Here is a 17,998-nt window from a genome sequence, read left to right on the forward strand (position 1 = left end):
TGAAAACCCTCCTGCAGCGCACCCGGCAAGTCATTTTGCTCACTGCAGGAGCGGTTTCGACCGCGACAGAAGCAGTGGGAGATCGAAGGCCTCGGCGATCATCAGGGTCGACACCATTCCTGCGTTTCGCACCCCGGCTTGCGCCGCCGGCAACGCCCCCTATCCTTGCCGGATGTTTCGCGGCGCCACCGCACCGCCCACCGAAGGACCGCCGATGCCGCCCCCGCCCCTGCCCGTTGCGCGCAACCCGATGATCGATTCGATGGCGAAGATCTCGCTGGTGGTCGGCGTGGTCTGGCTGCTGTATGCGCTGGGCCAGTTGGCGGTGCTGGCGCTGCTGCCCGATGGCGCGATCGAACAGGTGGTATTGCGCATCGGGGTGACGCTGCCGCCGCTGCTGCAATGGTGCCTGGACCACAGGCTCGCCCTGTCGGCGCTGTCGGCCTTGCTGGCGTTGCTGTGCAGCGCCGCGGCCTGGGGACTGCTGCTGCGGCGCGAATGGGCGCGGCTGGGCTTCGTGATCTTCCTGGTCGTCACCGCCCTGGCCAACTTCGCCAGCCTGCCGCTGCTGTGGCAGTTCTTCGGCGCGATGCACCAGGTATTGCCGGAAGCGATGCGGCAGACCGCCGAAGGCGCGCAGCTGCTCGGTCAGTTGCAGACCGGGCGCACGATCAGCATCGCCACCGCCGCGGCGACCGCGCTGGTGTTCGCCGCGCTGCACGGCTGGATCGTCTACCTGCTGTACCGGCCGGCGATCCGCGCCGAATTCCGCGCCTGAGCGGCCGCGCGCGCCGCACGGCACCCGCGGCGGACCTGTCGCGCGATAATGCGGCCTGCGCCCGACCTGCCGCCCCGCGGCGGCGCCCGGCGCCTCCCCCGCCGCTTGCAACCAGACCGCCCCATGACCGAGTTCGACCGAGTACGCGACTACCTGACCGGCCTGCAGGACCGCATCTGCGCCGCCATCGAGGCCGCCGACGGCCGCGCCCGCTTCGCCGAGGACCTGTGGCAGCGGGCCGAGGGTGGCGGCGGGCGCACCCGCATCCTGCGCGACGGCGCGCTGTTCGAGCAGGCCGGGATCGGCTTCTCCGACGTGTCCGGCACGCGCCTGCCGCCCTCGGCCAGCGTCAACCGGCCGGAGCTGGCCGGTGCCTCGTGGCGCGCCACCGGCGTGTCGCTGGTGTTCCACCCGCACAGCCCGTACCTGCCCACCACCCATGCCAACGTGCGCTTCTTCCGCGCCGAGCGCGACGGCCAGACCGTGGCCTGGTGGTTCGGCGGCGGCTTCGACCTGACCCCGTACTACCCGTTCGACGAGGACGTGCACCACTGGCACCGCACCGCGCAGGCGCTGTGCGCGCCGTTCGGCGCGGACCGCTATGCCGCGCACAAGCGCTGGTGCGACGAGTACTTCTTCCTCAAGCACCGCAACGAGACCCGCGGCGTGGGCGGGCTGTTCTTCGACGACCTGCACGCCGACTTCGAGCGCGACTTCGCCTACCAGCGCGCGGTCGGCGACGGTTTCCTGGACGCCTACCTGCCGATCGTCGAGCGCCGCCGCGCGCTGCCGTGGGGCGAGCGCGAACGCGAGTTCCAGCTGTACCGGCGCGGGCGCTACGTCGAATTCAACCTGGTCTACGACCGCGGCACCCTGTTCGGCCTGCAGAGCGGCGGCCGCAGCGAGAGCATCCTGATGAGCCTGCCGCCGCGGGTGCGCTGGGAATACGGCTTCCAGCCCGAGCCGGACAGCGCCGAGGCGCGCCTGGCCGAGTACCTGGTGCCGCGCGACTGGCTGGCATGAGCGCGCCGCGCCGCGTGCCGCTGCCGTCGAGCGTGCTGGGACGCGAGGAGAAGGCGCGCATCGCCGAGCAGCTGCAGCGCTACCTGCGCGAGGAGCTGCAGCAGGAGGTCGGCGGTTTCGAGGCGGAGTTCCTGCTCGATTTCGTCGCCGACCGCATCGGCGCGCAGTTCTACAACCGCGGCCTGCAGGACGCGCGCACCCTGCTCGCCGCCCAGCTGGACGCGCTGGACGATGCGCTCTACCAGCTCGAGCAACCGACCGAGCCGCGCCGCTGACGCGGCGACCCCGCTCTTTGTAGGAGCGGCTTCAGCCGCGACCGGGCCGTACCGGGAACGCCCCGGTCGCGGCTGAAGCCGCTCCTACAAGGTCTCCAGGGATCGTGCCCCTTCAACCACCCTTGCTGGTGAGGATGGTGATGTGGCCGTTGGTTTCCAGCAGCGCCAGCTTGACCTCGTCCAGCTGCAGGCAGCCCTGCTGGCGCATCGCCGCCTCGAAGTCGGCGTTGCTGACCAGCTCGCGGCGCAGCACCTGGCGGAACACGTGGCCGTCGCGCGCCAGCACCACCGGCTCGCCTTCGATCAGGCGCTCGGCGCGCGCGCTGCGCGAGGTGATCAGGCCGACCGCGAAGTTCAGCGCGATCAGCGTCGCCGCCAGCAACAGGCCGCCGCCGAGCGAGGTGTCCTCGCCGAGCAGGGCGTTCTGGACCGCGTTGCCGAGCAGCACGATCAACAGCATGTCGAACGGTGTCAATTGGCCCATCGCGCGCTTGCCCGAGACCCGCACCATGGTCAGCACCACCACGTACACCACCACCGCGCGGAAAATGAATTCCCACCACGGCATCGACAGATGGAAAAGATCGGGCATCGCACGCTCGCAGGCTGGTTGAGCCGCGAGCTTACGCCGGCGGCGATGGCGTTACACTGGATTTTCCCGCGCGCAATAAAAAGCCCCGCGGACCAGGGGGAGGTCGGCGGGGCCAGGGAACGGAGACTTGGGGAGGAGTCGCCGTTCCTAGATCTGCTCCAGGGGATGGGAGGAGATCCGCGACAGGTATTGCGCCTGTCGAGGGATATAAAAACATTTTGCACCTTGCTAGTTCGTGAAGATTTTAGTTAAAAATTCATCGGATTAAGGACCGATTCATTCGCCAAATCCAACGCAACGCAAGGTTCCAGAAACAACTGCTGTTTATAGGATGGATCTGTGCGCAAGAACGCAGCGGCATGCCGTTCGTGATGCGGATTGGATCCCGAAACCGCGCGTTGTCCGCAATGTGGTGCATCCATGCTCCAGCATCGCGGCGATCCGCGACCGCATTGGCGCGATGACGCCGATGCCGCTCCCGGCGTAGACAACGCTGCCGCGCCGCCCGGGATCTGCCGCCGGGGCGTCCCCGGTTCCGAATGAAGGCGTTCAGGGCGTCTGGCGGCTTCGCGCGCACGGCCGACCGCCGTAGTTGGCCCAGGCGATCGCCCTGTGCCGACCGGACGCACGCGCCGCCGCCCGCGCCGCCCGAATCCCCAATCCCCAATCCCCAATCCCGAGCCTAGTGCGCCTCGTCCCAGTTGTCGCCGACGCCGCTGTCCACCACCAGCGGCACCTTCAGCTCGGCGGCGCCGGCCATCAGCCGGGTCACTTCGGGCAGCAGCGTGTCGACGAAGTCGGCGTCGGCCTCGAACACCAGTTCGTCGTGCACCTGCAGGATCATCAGCGCGCGCGCGCGGTGCTGCTCCAGCCAGGCGTCTACGGTGACCATGGCGCGCTTGATGATGTCCGCGGCGGTGCCCTGCATCGGCGCGTTGATCGCGGCGCGCTCGGCGCCGGCACGCAGGCCCTGCTGCTTGGCGTTGATGTCGTTCAGGTACAGGCGACGGCCGAACAGGGTCTCCACGTAGCCCTGGGTGCGCGCCTGCTCGCGCATGCGCTCCATGAAGTCGCGCACCCCGGGGTAGCGGCTGAAGTACAGCGCCACGTAGTCCTGCGCCTCGCCGCGGCCGATGCCCAGGTTGCGGGCCAGGCCGAACGCGCTCATGCCGTACATCAGGCCGAAGTTGATCGCCTTGGCGGCGCGGCGCTCGTTGCCGGTGACGTCCTCGAGCTTGCGCCCGAACACCTCCGCGGCGGTGGCGCGGTGCACGTCCACGCCGGCGCCGAAGGCGCGCAGCAGGCCCGCGTCCTCGGACAGGTGGGCCATGATCCGCAGTTCGATCTGCGAGTAGTCGCAGGCGATCAGCTTGCGCCCGGGCGGGGCGACGAAGGCGCGGCGGATGCGGCGGCCGTCGTCGGTGCGGATCGGGATGTTCTGCAGGTTCGGATCGGCCGAGGACAGGCGTCCGGTGGCGGCGCCGGCCTGGTGGTAGCTGGTGTGCACGCGGCCGGTGTCGGGATTGATCATCTCCGGCAGCTTGTCGGTATAGGTGCTGCGCAGCTTGGCCAGGCCGCGGTACTCCAGGATCACCCGCGGCAGTTCGTGCTGCTCGGCGATCGCCTCCAGCGCCTCCTCGTTGGTGCTGGGCTGGCCCTTGGGGGTCTTCAGCAGCGCCGGCAGCTTCAGTTCGTCGAACAGCACCGCCTGCAGCTGCTTGGGCGAGTCCAGGTTGAAGGTGCGCCCGGCCAGCGCGGTGGCCTTCTGCTGCGCGGCCAGCATGCGCTGGCTCAGGTCCTGGCTCTGCTTGCGCAGTTCGGCCATGTCCACGCTGACGCCGTTGGCCTCGATCCGCGCCAGCACCGGCACCAGCGGCATCTCGATCTCGCGGTAGACCCGGGCCAGCGCCGGCTCGGCCTCCAGCTGCGCGGACAGCGCGCGGTGCAGGCGCAGGGTGATGTCGGCGTCCTCGGCGGCGTAGCCGGTGGCGTCGTCGATGGCCACCTGCGAGAACGCGATCTGCTTGGCGCCCTTGCCGGCCACGTCCTCGTACTTGACCGTGTCGTAGCCCAGGTAGCGCCGCGCCAGCGAGTCCATGTCGTGGCGGCTGGCGGTGGAATTGAGCACGAAGCTCTCCAGCATGGTGTCGTCGGCGTAGCCGCGCACGTCCACGCCGTGGCGGCGCAGCACGTGCAGGTCGTACTTGCCGTGCTGGCCGACCTTGGCCTTGGCCGGGTCCTCCAGCAGCGGTTTCAGCGCCGCCAGCGCCAGGCTGCGGTCCAGCTGCACCGGCGCGCCGGGGTAGTCGTGGCCCAGCGGCAGGTAGTCGGCGCGGCCCGGTTCGATCGCGAAGCTGAGCCCGACCAGGTTGGCGCGCATCGCGTCCAGCGCGTCGGTCTCGGTATCGAAGGCGAAGCCGGCAGCCGCGCGCAGGCGCGCGAGCAGGTCCTCGAACTGCTCCGGGGTCATGACCGCGGCGTACTCGCCCTTGGCGGCCAGCGCCGGGTCCAGCGTGTCGTCGATGGGCGCGGCGGCACGGGCGTAGCCGGCGGCGGTGCCGCGCAGGCTGGGCGTGACCTCGGCGGCGCCGGCCGGAGCGGCCACGCCGCCGTCCAGGTCGCGCAGCGCCTGGGTGAAGCCGTAGCGCTGGTACAGGCCGCGCAACTGCTCCGGGTCCTGTTCGCGCAGGCCCAGGGTGCGCGGGCCGCCGGGCAGGGCCACGTCGGTCTTGATCGTGACCAGCTCGCGGTTCAGCGGCAGCCGCGCCAGCGCCGCGCGCAGGTTCTCGCCGATCTTGCCCTTGATCGCGTCGGCGTTGGCCATCACCCCGTCCAGCGAGCCGTATTCGGCCAGCCACTTGGCCGCGGTCTTGGGGCCGCACTTGTCCACGCCCGGCACGTTGTCGATGGCGTCGCCCATCAGCGCCAGCAGGTCGACGATCTGGCTCGGCCACACGCCGAACTTCTCCATCACCGCCGCGTCGGAGTCCATGCGGCTGCCGCTCATGGTGTTGACCAGCTGCACGCCGGGGCGCACCAGCTGGGCGAAGTCCTTGTCGCCGGTGGAGATGGTCACCTCCAGGCCGTCGCCGGCGCCCTGCAGGGCCAGCGTGCCGATCACGTCGTCGGCCTCCACCCCGCCCTCGCGCAGGATGGTGATGCCCAGCGCGTGCACGATCTGGCACATCGGCTCGACCTGCGCGCGCAGCTCGTCGGGCATCGGCGGGCGGTTGGCCTTGTACTGCGCGTACAGGTCGTCGCGGAAGGTCTTGCCGGGCGCATCGACCACGAAGGCGACGTACTCCGGGCGCTCCTTCAGCGTGGCGCGCAGCATGTTGACCACGCCGAACAGCGCGCCGGTGGGCTCGCCGGCGGGGTTGGTCAGCGGAGGAAGCGCGTGGAACGCGCGATACAGGTAACTGGACCCGTCGATCAGGACTAATCGGCTCATCGGGCAATTCTACGCCGGGCGGGGCTTGGGACCGCCTTGGCGCCTCTTCCGCCCGGAGAGGGGTTGGGGGAGGGTGCGGCGCGAAGCGTCTCGTGGAGTTTGGGTGCATGAGGCTTCGCCCGGACCCTCATCCGCCCCTGCGGGGCACCTTCCCCCGAAAAGGGGGCCATGGTCCCGATGGGAGAAGGAACAGCCGCTAGCCCCTCTCCCATCGGGAGAGGGGTTGGGGTGAGGGTCCGGCGCGAAGCGACTCGCGGAATTGGGCGCACGCGGCTGCGCCCTTCGCGCACCGAATGCGGCCGCGCGGCGCATAATCGGCGGCGACGACTTCGGCTGTGGAGAATGCTGCGATGAAAGCCCTGATGCTGGTTCCGCTGTTGCTGCTGGCGGGCTGCGCCTCGACCGGGATCGGCCCCGACGGCCCGCCGGTGGACGTCCGCGGCGCGGACGTGACCCACCGCACCATGGACAACGGCGACAGCGTGGACGAATACCGGGTCTCCGGCCAGCTGCGCGCGGTCAAGGTGACCCCGGCCAACGCCCCGGCCTACTATCTGTACGACCAGAACGGCGACGGGCACATGGACGGCAGCAAGGACAACGTGTCGCCGGTGTACTGGAAGCTGTACAGCTGGTAAGCCCGGCCGCTGGAACCCTGCCGCGTCGGCCGCCGTCGGGACCGGGAACCAGCGACCCGGCGCGGCGCGAGCGCAGCGCTTCCTGGCCTGCAGGATGGAAAGCAGGCGCCGCTGCCGCGCGCCGCGGTTGCCTACAGCGTGATCGCGGCGAAGGCCGGGATCGCCGGGAAGCCGGCCGGAGCCGCGGCGGTACCGGCCGTCTTGACCCCGTTGCGGTACCACAGGTAGTACGGATAGATGGTCGCCGCCGGGTTCTGGCCCAGGCCATGGTCGGCCGAATAGGCGCCATTGTTCGCGGTGACCTTGACCAGCAACGGCAGCCGCTGCTTGGTGAACGCCGCATCGCAGACCGCGCAGGGAAACGCGTCCTGCACGATCAGGAACGGCCCGGCCGCCGCCTTCGCCCCGAGCGCGTTGTAGACGCCGATCTCCGAATGCTGCTGCTTGCCCTGGCCGCTGACCGAGCCGGTGGCACCGGATTTCCATTTGCCGTTGGCGACGTAATAGCCTTCGGTGTTGATGGTCATGCGCGATCTCCTTGCAGGTTGTGTGGGGGGAATGGGGACGGCTCAGCCGCGCGCGGCGATCAGCACGCGCTTGGTGAACTGCCCGTAGTTGTCCGCATTGACCAGCGCATAGGCGGGATGGAACTGCGCCAGGACCTTGTCCATCGCCTCGGTGCTGCTCTGGTGGGCGAACGGCTCCCTCGAGTTGCCGAAATCGGCATGCGCCGGATCGTCGCTGACCCGCGCGCACTGGAAGGCGCCTGCCGCGTCGAGGTCCGGCACGTCCACCGCGTTCAATGCGCCGTGCGCGAACTCGTGCGCCAGGGTGGCGATGGTGTCGTCGGTGCTCTTCTCGTAGTTGCCGCCGCCGAGGAAGGCGCGCCCCATCAGCATCTCCACCTTCCCGCTCAGCGACAGTTCGCCCTTGGCGCTCTTGGCCACCAGGTTGCGGCGCACGCAGCCGCCGTAGGTGTCGGCCCATTGCACGCGGTTGCGCACGTCGATGAAGTCCGGCGTGCCATCGAACGCCAGCACCAGCGCGCGGAAATTCTCGACCAGCTTCTGCAGGCGCGCGGCGTCGTAGGCGCCGAAGAAGTCCAGACAGGCGCGCTCCGGCGGCGGCACCGGGGCGGCGGCGAAGCGCTTGAGCCTGGCCGCCTCGAGCACCGCATCGCGGGCCAGCGTCACCGCCGCGCGGGCGCGCCGCACCGCCTCGTTGACGCGCGCGATTTCCGCGGTGGTCAGCGCCGCCACGCGTTGCGCCACCGGCAACAACGCGCCGCCATGCAGCGCCGGATCGTAGGCGACCAGCCGCCAGCCGACCGGCAGCACCTGGGTCGGGGCCGCGCCTCCGGCCGGCGCCGCGGCCGGCACCGCCGATTGGCGGACCACCTCGGCATTCAGTTCGTCGGCCGCCGGCCGCAACCTGGCGTATTCGGCGGCCTGCGCGGACTTCCACGCGTCGAACTGGATGCGCACCGCGTTCACGTTGGCCCCGTTCGCCCCGTTGCCCTGCTTCGCCCAGGCCAGCACGGCGATGTCCACGCGTTTCAGTTCGGCGCTGCGCGGCTGCAGGCGCGCCTTGAGTTCCCATTCGCTGACGATGCCCATGCTGCGACTCCTCGGTCCGGTGGCGGGCGCCGGTCGCACGATGCGACGGCGGCGCGGTGGCTGGACGCGTGCGCGGCTGGCAGTGCACCGGCGGCGCGTGGCGTCCTTGGCAGCCAGCGTCGGCGCAAGCCGCAGGCCGGACCATCGGTGCAAACCTGATTCCGTGCTGCCGCGGGGCCGAGGGATCGGCGCGCGCCGTGGGCCGGCGGCGGCATGCGCGTGGCGAATGCGCACGCGACGGCACGCAGCGGGCGGCAGGCGCCGCCCTTGCGATGGGATCCGTTCGTTCGCGGAGGAGAGCGGCGCACCCGCGTGCGTGCGCGTGATGCAACCCGGTTACGCGCCTTGCCTTGCAGCCGAGCGGCGCACGCGATGCGGGACGCGAGCCTCTACTTAATCTGCCCTAGACGCCGCCGTGCAACGGCGCGAACACCCGCGCGCCGTGCACGGGCGTGGCGCCGCGATGCCGCGGCTACGCGTCCTCGTCGCGAACGCCGGCCACGTGCTGCAGTTCGCTGACCCCGCCCGGGGCCAGTTCCTTGAGCAGGTCCAGGAAGTTGCGCCCGACCAGGCGCTGCGCCCGGCGCAGCAGCAGCGGCACCGGGCTGGAGGGTTCGTGGCTGGCGTAGTAGGCGCAGATCTCGTCGAGCCGGCGCATCACGTCGTCGGGGCTGGCGATGCGCGCATTGCCGCCGGCAGCGGCGGGCGCGGCCGCGCCGCCCTGCCCGTCGGCCTGCTCCTCGCCCGCCGCGTCGCCCTCGGCTGCGCCGCCGTTGCGCGCGGTCCATTGCGGCAGCAGGAAGCGTTCCAGGTCGCGCAGGTCGCCGAGCAGCGGCTTGAGGTCCGGCGCGGCGCTGCCGATGCGCTCGGCGAACAGCGCGTCCAGCTCGCGCGCCAGCTGCTGCGCGCGCTGCACCGCGGCCACGGTCTCGCCCAGCGCTTCCAGCGGGCAATCCAGGCAGCAGGCCTCGATCTCGGTCAGCGACGGCACGCTGTCGCCGGCGTTGGCCGGTTTCACGCTGCCGTTGGCCACGCGCAGGTCGCGCAGGCTGAAGCGGCCCAGCCGCGGCGACTGCACGAAGGCGGTGCTGCGCAGCGCGCCGAGCAGGCCCAGCGGATCGCCCAGCGCGACCACGGCGTTGACCCGCGCGGTCGGGTCGTCGTCGTCCTCGGCGTCCAGCTGCGGATGCACGCTGTCCCAGCGCTGCGCCAGCAGCGCGTGCACCAGGGCCAGGCCGTCGGCCCAGCCGGGCAGGCCGCGCAGGCGCAGCCAGGCCGCGCTCAGGTGGATCGCCACGCGCAGGTCGTGGCTGCGGCGGAACAGCGCCAGCGCCAGGGTCTGCACCTTGTCCCAATCCGGCTCCTCGGCGGCGATGACGCTGTCGCCGACCGCGCGCTCGGCCTTGTTCGCCGCGGCACGGTCCAGCGCCAGGAACTCGGGGTCGTATTCCAGGTCGGGACCGGAGGCGGCATCGTCGGCGATCGGCGCCAGCAGTGCGTCGAGGGTCTGTTCGGTGGTCATGCGCATTCACTCCGGGTCGGGATCGGCCGGCGTGGCGATGGCGCACGCCGGCAGGGAAACGGGACGGTGGCGCGGTGCGCTCACTCCTGCGTGCACTGCGCATCCGGATCGTCCGCATCGCAGGCCGGCTGCTGGTCGGCCGGCAGGCGCAGGCCCGGCTTGACCAGGCCGAACGCGCGGTAGTTGGCGTTGGCCGCGCTCAGGTCGACGTAGGCGATGGTGCGGTTGCTGGAACTCTGCGCGCGGCTGGCGAACACCGAGGTCGGCACGTTGATGCCCGACTCGCCGACCACGCCGAGCAGGCTGCCGTCGGCGGCGACCGCATAGAAGTACGCCGGCGGCTGGCCGATCGCCGCCACGGTCTGGTTGCTCACGCCCAGCACGTAGATCGGGTTGGCGGCGGTGCCGATGCGGCCGCTGGCCGAGAACGTGCCGGCGCCGTCGTACAGCCAGGCGGTGTCGGTCTGCAGCAGGTCGCCGAGCACCGCCAGGTACAGCGCCGAGGTGCCGGCGTCGACGGTGTAGGCGCTGCCGTCGAGCGCGGACAGGGTCAGGCTCTGGCCATTGGTCAGGCTGAAGCCGCCGGGCGAGGAAAAATCGCCGAGGGTGCCGATGCGGTTGTCGATCGCCGCACCGGCGGCGCCCAGCCGGGTGCTGCCGCCGACCTTGCCGCTCAACGTGTTCGCGCTGATGCGGCCGCCGCCGGTTTCGCTCAGGTCGCCGCCGGCCTCCAGCCACACGCCCTGCCCGCCGAGCGCGCCGCCGATCGCCAGATCGCCGCCCGCGTCCAGGCGCAGCGCGCCGGCGACCGCGACCGGACCGGTCACGCTCAGGTCGCCCAGCGTGCGCAGGCTCAGCTGGGTCGCGCTGAACGCGCCGAGTGCGGCGATCGCATTGTCGCCGGCCAGGCTGGTGGCGCCGCCGGAGCTGCCGCTCAGCGAGGCGGCACGCAACGTGCCGGCGGTCTGCGCGATCGCGCCGCCGCTGCGCAACTGCAGCGCGCCGCTGCTGCTCACGTCGTGGCCCAGGGCCAGGTCGCCGCCGGCGCTCAAGCCGATGCTGCTGCCGCTCAGCGTGCCGGCCGTGCGCAGCGCGCCGGCCGCGCTCAGCGCCAGCGTGCCGCTGGCCTGCGCCGCCACCGTCAAATCGTTGCGATCGGCGATGGCGATGTCGCCGCCGCTTGCCTGCACTGTGCCCTGGAAATCGTTGCCGGCATCGGTCAGCGCGATCGCGCCGCTGCAGGCATCCAGGGTGGTGGCGCCGGCGACGGTCAGCGCGCCGCGCTGGCCGATGCCGCCACCGCTCGCCGCCGGCGTGGCGGCGCTGGCGGCGACGATGGCGGACGCGCTGGCGCCGGCGGCGTCGCTGCGCGCGACCAGGTCGCCGCCGATGCTGCCCTGGCCCAGCGACAGGGCGCCGCCGCTGGTCACGTTCAGTGCCGCGACCGCCACGCTGCCCAGCGCCAGGGCGTTGCGGTCGCGCAGGGTGACGGCGCCGCCGGCGAGGTTCACTTCGCCCTGGAAGTCGTTGCCGGCCGCGTCCAGCGCGATCGCGCCGGCGCCGCTGTCGATCGTGGTGCTGCCGGCCACCTGCAATGCAGCGCGCTGGGTCACCGCGCCGCCGCCGCTGGCGGCGACCAGGTCGCCGGCGATGCTGCCCTGGCCCAGGGTCAGCGCGCCCTGGCTGGCGACGTCGAGCGATCCCAGGGACAGCGTGCCCAGGGACAGCGCATTGGCGTCGCGGATGCGCGCGGCGGCGCCGCTGAGCGCGAGCAGGCCCTGGAAATCGTTGCCGGCGGCGTCGAGCGCGATCGCGCCGCTGCCGGTGGCGATCGCGGTATCGCCGGTCACGGTCAATGCGCCGTTCTGGCTCAGCGCGCCGGTGGTGGCGAGCTGCAGCGCGGTGGCGTTGGAGGCGCCCAGGGTCAGCGCGCCGAGCGCGTCGATGCGGACGGCGCCGCCGTCGAACGCCAGGGTGCCGGCGAAGCGGTTGGCCTGGTCCAGCGTGATCGCGCCGCTGCCGGCGATCAGGCGTGTGGCACCGCCGATGTCGAGCGCGCCGCTCTGGCCGATCGCGGCATTGCCGCTGTCGGCCTGCAGGGCGCCGCGTACGCTGCCGCTGCCGAGGTTCAGCGCGCCGCCGCTGCTCACCGCCAGGCTGTCGACCGACAGCGTGCCCAGGGTCAGCGCACCGCTGTCGTGCAACTGCACCGCGCCGCCGGCGATGTCCACCGTGCCGGCGAAATGGTTGCCGGTGCCGCTCAGGACGATGCCGCCGCTGCCGGTCGCCAGGCTGGTGCTGCCGCCGACCGTCAACGCGCCGGCCGACTGCACGATGGCCGCGTTGTCCGTGCTCAGCAGCAGCGTGCCGGTCGCGGCGACGTCGTCGGCCAGGCTCAGGCCGCTGCCGCCGCTCAGGGTCAGGTTGTGGCCGCTCAGCGCGCCGCCCAGGCGCAGGCTGCCGTGGCGGGCGACCAGGCTCAGGTCGCTGCTGCCGGTGGCGATCGCACCGCTCGGCAGGTCGAGCGAACCGTCGGCGAGCAGCGACAGCGCGGCGTTGTTGCCGTTGTGCAGCGAGGCGATGCTCAGGTCGTTGCGGTCGGCGAGCTGGATGCCGCTGCCGCTGAGATCGACCGCGCCGACGAAGTCGTTGCCGGCGTTGGCGAGCGCGATCGATCCGCTGCCGGCGTCGATGCTGCTGGTGCCGGCGACGGTGAGGGCGCTGCCGGCGGACTGCGAGATGCCGACATTCGTGGTCTGCAGCCGCAGCGTGTCGCGGGCGGTGACGTCGGCAGCGAGGACGATGCCGCCGGCGCCGCTCAGGTCCAGCCGGGTCCCGGCCAAGGCCGCCGCGGTGGTCAGCACGCCGCCGCTGCGCAGGGTCAGGTCGGCGCTGCCGGTGTCGATCGCCGTGGCCGGCAGCACCAGCGTGCCGCCTGCGCTCAACGACAACGCGCTGTTGCTGCCCAGGGCCAGCGCGCCGATGCTCAGGTCGTTGGCGTCGGCCAGGGCGATGCCGCGGCCGCTGGCGCTGACCGCCTGGCCGAAGTCGTTGCCGCTGGCGGTCAGGGCGATCGCGCCGGTGCCGGCATCGAGCGTGCTGGTGCCGGCGACGGTGAGCGTCCCACCGGTCTGGGCGATCGTGCTGTCGGCGGCGGTCAGCGCCAGCGTGCCGGTCGCGGCGACGTCGTGCGCCAGGGTGATGCCATCGTCGCCGCTCAGGCTGAGGTTGTGGCCGGACAGCGCCGCTACCGTGGTCAGGGCGTTGCCGCTGTGCAGGCTCAGGTCGGCGCTGCCGGTGGCGATCGCGCTGCTCGGCAGGGTCAGGGTGCCGGCCGCGCTCAGCGACAGCGCGCTGTTGCTGCCCAGGGCCAGCGCGGCGATGGTCAGGTCGTTGGCATCGGCCAGGGCGATGCCGTGGCCGCTGGCGCTGACCGCCTGGCCGAAGTCGTTGCCGCCGGTGGTCAAGGCGATCGACCCGGTGCCGGCATCGAGGGTGCTGGTGCCGGTGACGGTGAGCGGGCTGCTGGTGGATTGGGTGATCGCGCCGCCGTTGCTGGTCGCCGCCAGCGTGCCGGTCACCGTGCCGCTTCCGAGATCGAGTGCGCCGGTGCTGGTCGCGGTGAGGTTGCCGGTGGCCAGCGTGCCCAGGGTCAATGCGCCGCTGTCGGCGATCGCGGTGGTGCCGCCGCTCAGGCTGACCGCCTGGCCGAAGTCGTTGCCCGCGGTGGTCAGGGTGATGGCACCGGTGCCGGCATTGAACACGCTGCTGCCGGTGACGGTGAGCGGGTTGCTGCTGGACTGGGTGATCGCGCCGCCGTTGCTGGTCGCCGACAACGCGCCGGTCACCGTGCCGCGGCCGAGGTTCAAGGCGCCGCTGCTGGTCGCGGTGAGATTGCCGGTGGCCAGCGTGCCGAGGCTCAGCGCGCCGCTGTCGGTGATCGTCGTGGTGCCACCGGTCAGCGTCACCGTCGCCTGGAAATCGTTGCCGGCGTTGCCCAGTGCGATCGCGCCGGTGCCGGCATCGATATCGGTCAGGCCGGTGACCGTCAGCGCATTGCTTTGTCCGATCGCGCCGCCGTTGCTGGTCGCATCCAGCGCGCCGTTCACGCTGCCGCCGCCCAGGTTCAAGGCGCCGCTGCTGGTCGCGGTGAGGTTGCCGGTGGCCAGCGTGCCCAGGGTCAGTGCGCCGCTGTCGGTGATCGCGGTGGTGCCGCCGGTCAGGCTGACCGCCTGGCCGAAGTCGTTGCCGCTGGTGGTCAGGGTGATGGCGCCGGTGCCGGCATTGAACACGCTGGTGCCGGTGACGGTGAGCGGGCTGCTGGTGGATTGGGTGATCGCGCCGCCGTTGCTGGTTGCCGACAACGCGCCGGTCACGGTGCCGCGGCCCAGGTTGAGTGCGCCGGTGCTGGTCGCGGTGAGGTTGCCGGTGGTCAACGTCCCCAGGGTCAGCGCACCGCTGTCGGTGATCGCGGTGGTGCCGCCGGTCAGGTTGACTGCCTGGCCGAAGTGGTTGCCGGCGCCGCTCAAGGAGATCGCGCCGCTGCCGGCATCGACGCTGCTGGTACCGGAGACGGCGAGTGCGCCGGCACTCTGCGCGATCGCGCTGTTGACGGTGGTCAGCGCCAGGGTGCCGGTCGCGGTGACGTCGTGCGCCAGGGCGATGCCGTCGTCGCCGCTCAGGTTGACGTTGGTGCCGGACAGCGCCGCTGCGGTGGCCAGGGCGTTGCCGCTGTGCAGGCGCAGGTTGGCGCTGCCGGTGTTGATCGCGCTGCCCGGCAAGGTCAGCGTGCCGGCCGCGGACAGCGACAGTGCGCTGTTGCTGCCAAGGGTCAACGCGGCGATGGTCAGGTTGTTGGTGTCGGCCAGGGCGATCCCGCTGCCGGTCAGCGACACGGCGCCGCCGAAATCGTTGGCGGCGTCTTCCAGCGTGATCGCGCCGGTACCGGCGTTGAGGGTGCTGCTGCCGGTGACGGTGAGCGGGTTGCTGCTGGACTGGGTAATCGCGCCGCCGTTGCTGGTCGCCGACAACGCGCCGGTCACCGTGCCGCGGCCGAGGTTCAAGGCGCCGCTGCTGGTCGCGGTGAGATTGCCGGTGGCCAGCGTGCCGAGGCTCAGCGCGCCGCTGTCGGTGATCGTCGTGGTGCCACCGGTCAGCGTCACCGTCGCCTGGAAATCGTTGCCGGCGTTGCCCAGTGCGATCGCGCCGGTGCCGGCATCGATGTCGGTCAGGCCGGTGACCGTCAGCGCATTGCTTTGTCCGATCGCGCCGCCGTTGCTGGTCGCATCCAGCGCGCCGTTCACGCTGCCGCCGCCCAGGTTCAAGGCGCCGCTGCTGGTCGCGGTGAGGTTGCCGGTGGCCAGCGTGCCCAGGGTCAGTGCGCCGCTGTCGGTGATCGCGGTGGTGCCGCCGGTCAGGCTGACCGCCTGGCCGAAGTCGTTGCCGCTGGTGGTCAGGGTGATGGCGCCGGTGCCGGCATTGAGGGTGCTGGTGCCGGTGACGGTGAGCGGGCTGCTGGTGGATTGGGTGATCGCACCGCCATTGCTGGTCGCGGCCAGCGTGCCGGTCACGCTGCCGCGGCCCAGGTTCAAGGCGCCGCTGCTGGTCGCGGTGAGGTTGCCGGTGGCCAGCGTGCCCAGGGTCAGTGCGCCGCTGTCGGTGATCGCGGTGGTGCCGCCCGTCAGGCTCACTGCCTGGCCGAAGTCGTTGCCGGCGGTGGTCAGGGTGATGGCGCCGGTGCCGGCATTGAACACGCTGGTACCGGTGACGGTGAGCGGGTTGCTGGTGGATTGGGTGATCGCGCCGCCGTTGCTGGTCGCCGACAACGCGCCGGTCACGGTGCCGCGGCCCAGGTTGAGTGCGCCGGTGCTGGTCGCGGTGAGGTTGCCGGTCGCCAGCGTGCCCAGGGTCAGCGCGCCGCTGTCGGTGATCGCGGTGCTGCCGCCGGTCAGGCTGACCGCCTGGCCGAAGTCGTTGCCGCTGGTGGTCAGGGTGATGGCGCCGGTGCCGGCATTGAGGGTGCTGGTGCCGGTGACGGTGAGCGGGTTGCTGGCGGACTGGGTGATCGCACCGCCGTTGCTGGTCGCCGACAACGTGCCGGTCACCGTGCCGCGGCCCAGGTTGAGTGCGCCGGTGCTGGTCGCGGTCAGGTTGCCGGTCGCCAGCGTGCCGAGGGTCAGCGCGCCGCTGTCGGTGATCGCGGTGCTGCCGCCGGTCAGGCTGACCGCCTGGCCGAAGTGGTTGCCGGCGCCGTTCAGGGCGATCGTGCCGCTGCCGGCGTTGACGCTGCTGGTGCCGGTCACCGTCATTGCTCCGGCGCTCTGCACGATCGCGCTGTTGACGGCGCTCAGCGCCAGCGTGCCGGTCGCGGTGACGTCGTGCGCCAGGGCGATGCCGGCGTCGCCGCTCAGGCTCACGTTAGTGCCGGACAGCGCCGCGGCGGTGGCCAGGACGTTGCCGCTGTGCAGGCTCAGGTTGGCGCTGCCGGTGTTGATCGCGCTGCCCGGCAAGGTCAGGGTGCCGGCCGCGGACAGCGACAGTGCGCTGTTGCTGCCCAGGGTCAACGCGGCGATGGTCAGGTTGTTGGCGTCGGCCAGGGCGATCCCGCTGCCGGTCAGCGATACGGCGCCGCCGAAATCGTTGGCGGATTGCTGCAGCGTGATCGCGCCGCTGCCGGCGTTGAGGGTGCTGGTGCCGGTGACGGTGAGCGGGTTGCTGGTCGACTGGCTGATCGCGCCGCCGTTGCTGGTCGCGGCCAGGGTGCCGGTCACCGTGCCGCTGCCCACATTGAGTGCGCCGGTGCTGGTCGCGACGAGATTGCCGGTGGCCAGCGTGCCGAGGGTCAGCGCGCCGCTGTCGACGATCGTGGTGCTGCCGCTGCTCAAGCTGACCGCCTGCCCGAAGTCGTTGCCGGCGTTGTCCAGCGTGAGCGCATGGCTGCCCAGCGAGAAGCTGCTGCTGCCGCCGACGGTCAGCGCGCCGGACTGCACCAGGTCGATGGCATTGGACAGGCTCAGGTTGCCGCTCACGTCCAGCGTGCCGAGTGCGGCGATGCGGTTGCTGCCGCTGAAGCTGGCGTTGCCGCCGATGCTGCCGCCCAGGGTGCCGGCGGTGTAGGTGCCGCTCTGTTGCACGCTGCGGTCGGTGCTGATGCTGATCGCGCCGCTGCCCACGTCGATGCTGCCGCTGCCGCCGATGCCGGTCTGGCCGGCGCCGTTGGCGACCAGCGACACGCTGCCGTCGCTGCCGCTGCTGAGGGCGGCGGCGGTGATGGTGCCGCTGTTGTTGATCAACTGGTCGAACAGGCCCTGCGCGGCGCGCGCCTGCAGGGTGATGATGCCGCCGGGCGCGCTCAGGCTGCCGCTGTTGTCCACCGCCAGCGTGTCCAGCTGCAGTTGCAGCGCCTTGTCGACGACGACGCCGAAGCCGCCGCTTTCGAAGGTGAGGGTGACCTTGTCGGCGCCGACCAGGTTGATGTTGCCGGCGCTGGCGGTGATGGTGCCGCTGTTGACCACCTTGCCGCCGATCAGGTCGACCGCGCCGGCGGCGGCGTTGATGGTGCCGCTGTTGGACATCAGCGCGACCGTGTTGCCGCCGGCATCGAGCACGTCGTTGCCGCTCATGAAGTTGGAGGCGGTGGTGCCCAGGGTGCTGGCCACCAGCCCGCCGACATTGAACTGCGCGGTGCTGCCGAAGATGATCCCGTTGGTGTTGATCAGGAACACCTGGCCGTTGGCGTTGAGGTTGCCGAAGATCTGCGTGGGATTGCCGCCCTGCACCAGGTTGAGCACCGCGGCGCTGCTGGACGGCTGGTTGAACGTCACCGTGGCCGCCGAGCCGATGTCGAACGTGGACCAGTTCAGCGCCATGCGGCTGGAAGTCTGGTCGATGGTCAGGCTCGCGCCGCTGGCCGCGTTGATGGTGCCGGTGCCGCCGGCGATGCTGCCGCCGGTCGGCAGCTGGGTGCTCGCCACCTGCGCCGCCGCGGTGCCGGGCGCCGCGGCGCCGAGCGCGACCGCCAGGGCCAGTGCGAGCGGCGAATGGCGCAACGCGCAGCGGCGCGCGGCACGGGTGGCGATCGAAGCCTGGGCGATGGCGGACATG

Annotated in this window: 10 protein-coding genes; 4 read left to right on the top strand and 6 right to left on the bottom strand. The window is 71.6% G+C overall.

Features of this window, described 5'->3' with window-relative positions; translation table 11 throughout:
• Nucleotides 1-214 precede the first annotated feature (214 nt).
• From AB3X10_RS22190 to AB3X10_RS22200, 3 genes are all read left to right on the top strand, one after another.
• Nucleotides 215-778, top strand: a complete 564-nt coding sequence (locus tag AB3X10_RS22190; protein WP_369977618.1) for a hypothetical protein — start codon at nucleotides 215-217, stop codon at nucleotides 776-778.
• Between the two features lie 123 nt (nucleotides 779-901).
• Nucleotides 902-1,801 (top strand): oxygen-dependent coproporphyrinogen oxidase, encoded by a 900-nt coding sequence (gene hemF / locus AB3X10_RS22195; RefSeq protein ID WP_369977620.1) that lies wholly within the window; start codon nucleotides 902-904, stop codon nucleotides 1,799-1,801.
• Nucleotides 1,798-2,076 carry a DUF2164 domain-containing protein gene (locus AB3X10_RS22200; protein WP_369977621.1) on the top strand — a complete coding sequence of 93 codons (279 nt, stop codon included), beginning with the start codon at nucleotides 1,798-1,800 and terminating at the stop codon, nucleotides 2,074-2,076. The genes hemF and AB3X10_RS22200 overlap by 4 nt, the downstream gene beginning before the upstream one ends.
• A 112-nt stretch (nucleotides 2,077-2,188) precedes the next feature.
• On the opposite strand, the gene AB3X10_RS22205 is transcribed toward AB3X10_RS22200, so the two are convergent.
• Both AB3X10_RS22205 and polA read right to left on the bottom strand, forming a co-directional pair.
• Entirely contained in the window at nucleotides 2,189-2,668 is a 480-nt protein-coding gene (locus tag AB3X10_RS22205) for a DUF421 domain-containing protein (RefSeq protein ID WP_369977623.1), read from the bottom strand.
• Nucleotides 2,669-3,350: 682 nt separating this feature from the next.
• Complete coding sequence (polA, locus tag AB3X10_RS22210; RefSeq protein WP_369977625.1) at nucleotides 3,351-6,119, bottom strand: DNA polymerase I; 2,769 nt, start codon at nucleotides 6,117-6,119, stop codon at nucleotides 3,351-3,353.
• Nucleotides 6,120-6,469: 350 nt separating this feature from the next.
• On the opposite strand from polA, the gene AB3X10_RS22215 reads away from it, so the two are divergent.
• Nucleotides 6,470-6,757: a DUF2782 domain-containing protein gene (locus AB3X10_RS22215; RefSeq protein ID WP_145703958.1), complete on the top strand. Its 288-nt coding sequence runs from the start codon at nucleotides 6,470-6,472 to the stop codon at nucleotides 6,755-6,757.
• Nucleotides 6,758-6,888: 131 nt separating this feature from the next.
• Here the strand turns inward: AB3X10_RS22215 and AB3X10_RS22220 are convergent, their stop codons facing one another.
• The 4 genes from AB3X10_RS22220 to AB3X10_RS22235 form a co-directional block, all read right to left on the bottom strand.
• Nucleotides 6,889-7,284 carry a hypothetical protein gene (locus AB3X10_RS22220; RefSeq protein ID WP_369977627.1) on the bottom strand — a complete coding sequence of 132 codons (396 nt, stop codon included), beginning with the start codon at nucleotides 7,282-7,284 and terminating at the stop codon, nucleotides 6,889-6,891.
• 42 nt (nucleotides 7,285-7,326) lie between these two features.
• On the bottom strand, nucleotides 7,327-8,373 hold the full coding sequence (locus AB3X10_RS22225) for a hypothetical protein (RefSeq protein ID WP_369977629.1): 1,047 nt from the start codon (nucleotides 8,371-8,373) through the stop codon (nucleotides 7,327-7,329).
• Nucleotides 8,374-8,845: 472 nt separating this feature from the next.
• Nucleotides 8,846-9,895, bottom strand: a complete 1,050-nt coding sequence (tssA, locus tag AB3X10_RS22230; protein ID WP_369977631.1) for a type VI secretion system protein TssA — start codon at nucleotides 9,893-9,895, stop codon at nucleotides 8,846-8,848.
• Nucleotides 9,896-9,975: 80 nt separating this feature from the next.
• Entirely contained in the window at nucleotides 9,976-17,997 is an 8,022-nt protein-coding gene (locus AB3X10_RS22235; RefSeq protein ID WP_369977633.1) for a filamentous hemagglutinin N-terminal domain-containing protein, read from the bottom strand.
• Between the last annotated feature and the right edge of the window lies 1 nt (nucleotide 17,998).

Source organism: Xanthomonas sp. DAR 80977 (assembly GCF_041240605.1).
Classification (GTDB): Bacteria; Pseudomonadota; Gammaproteobacteria; order Xanthomonadales; family Xanthomonadaceae; genus Xanthomonas_A; species Xanthomonas_A bundabergensis.

Excerpts from the sequence above, each read along its gene's own strand:
- AB3X10_RS22190 (WP_369977618.1), top strand. The coding sequence starts at position 215 with ATGCCGCCCCCGCCCCTGCCCGTTGCGCGCAACCCGATGATCGATTCG.
- hemF (WP_369977620.1), top strand. The coding sequence starts at position 902 with ATGACCGAGTTCGACCGAGTACGCGACTACCTGACCGGCCTGCAGGAC.
- AB3X10_RS22200 (WP_369977621.1), top strand. The coding sequence starts at position 1,798 with ATGAGCGCGCCGCGCCGCGTGCCGCTGCCGTCGAGCGTGCTGGGACGC.
- AB3X10_RS22205 (WP_369977623.1), bottom strand. The coding sequence starts at position 2,668 with ATGCCCGATCTTTTCCATCTGTCGATGCCGTGGTGGGAATTCATTTTC.
- polA (WP_369977625.1), bottom strand. The coding sequence starts at position 6,119 with ATGAGCCGATTAGTCCTGATCGACGGGTCCAGTTACCTGTATCGCGCG.
- AB3X10_RS22215 (WP_145703958.1), top strand. The coding sequence starts at position 6,470 with ATGAAAGCCCTGATGCTGGTTCCGCTGTTGCTGCTGGCGGGCTGCGCC.
- AB3X10_RS22220 (WP_369977627.1), bottom strand. The coding sequence starts at position 7,284 with ATGACCATCAACACCGAAGGCTATTACGTCGCCAACGGCAAATGGAAA.
- AB3X10_RS22225 (WP_369977629.1), bottom strand. The coding sequence starts at position 8,373 with ATGGGCATCGTCAGCGAATGGGAACTCAAGGCGCGCCTGCAGCCGCGC.
- tssA (WP_369977631.1), bottom strand. The coding sequence starts at position 9,895 with ATGACCACCGAACAGACCCTCGACGCACTGCTGGCGCCGATCGCCGAC.
- AB3X10_RS22235 (WP_369977633.1), bottom strand. The coding sequence starts at position 17,997 with ATGTCCGCCATCGCCCAGGCTTCGATCGCCACCCGTGCCGCGCGCCGC.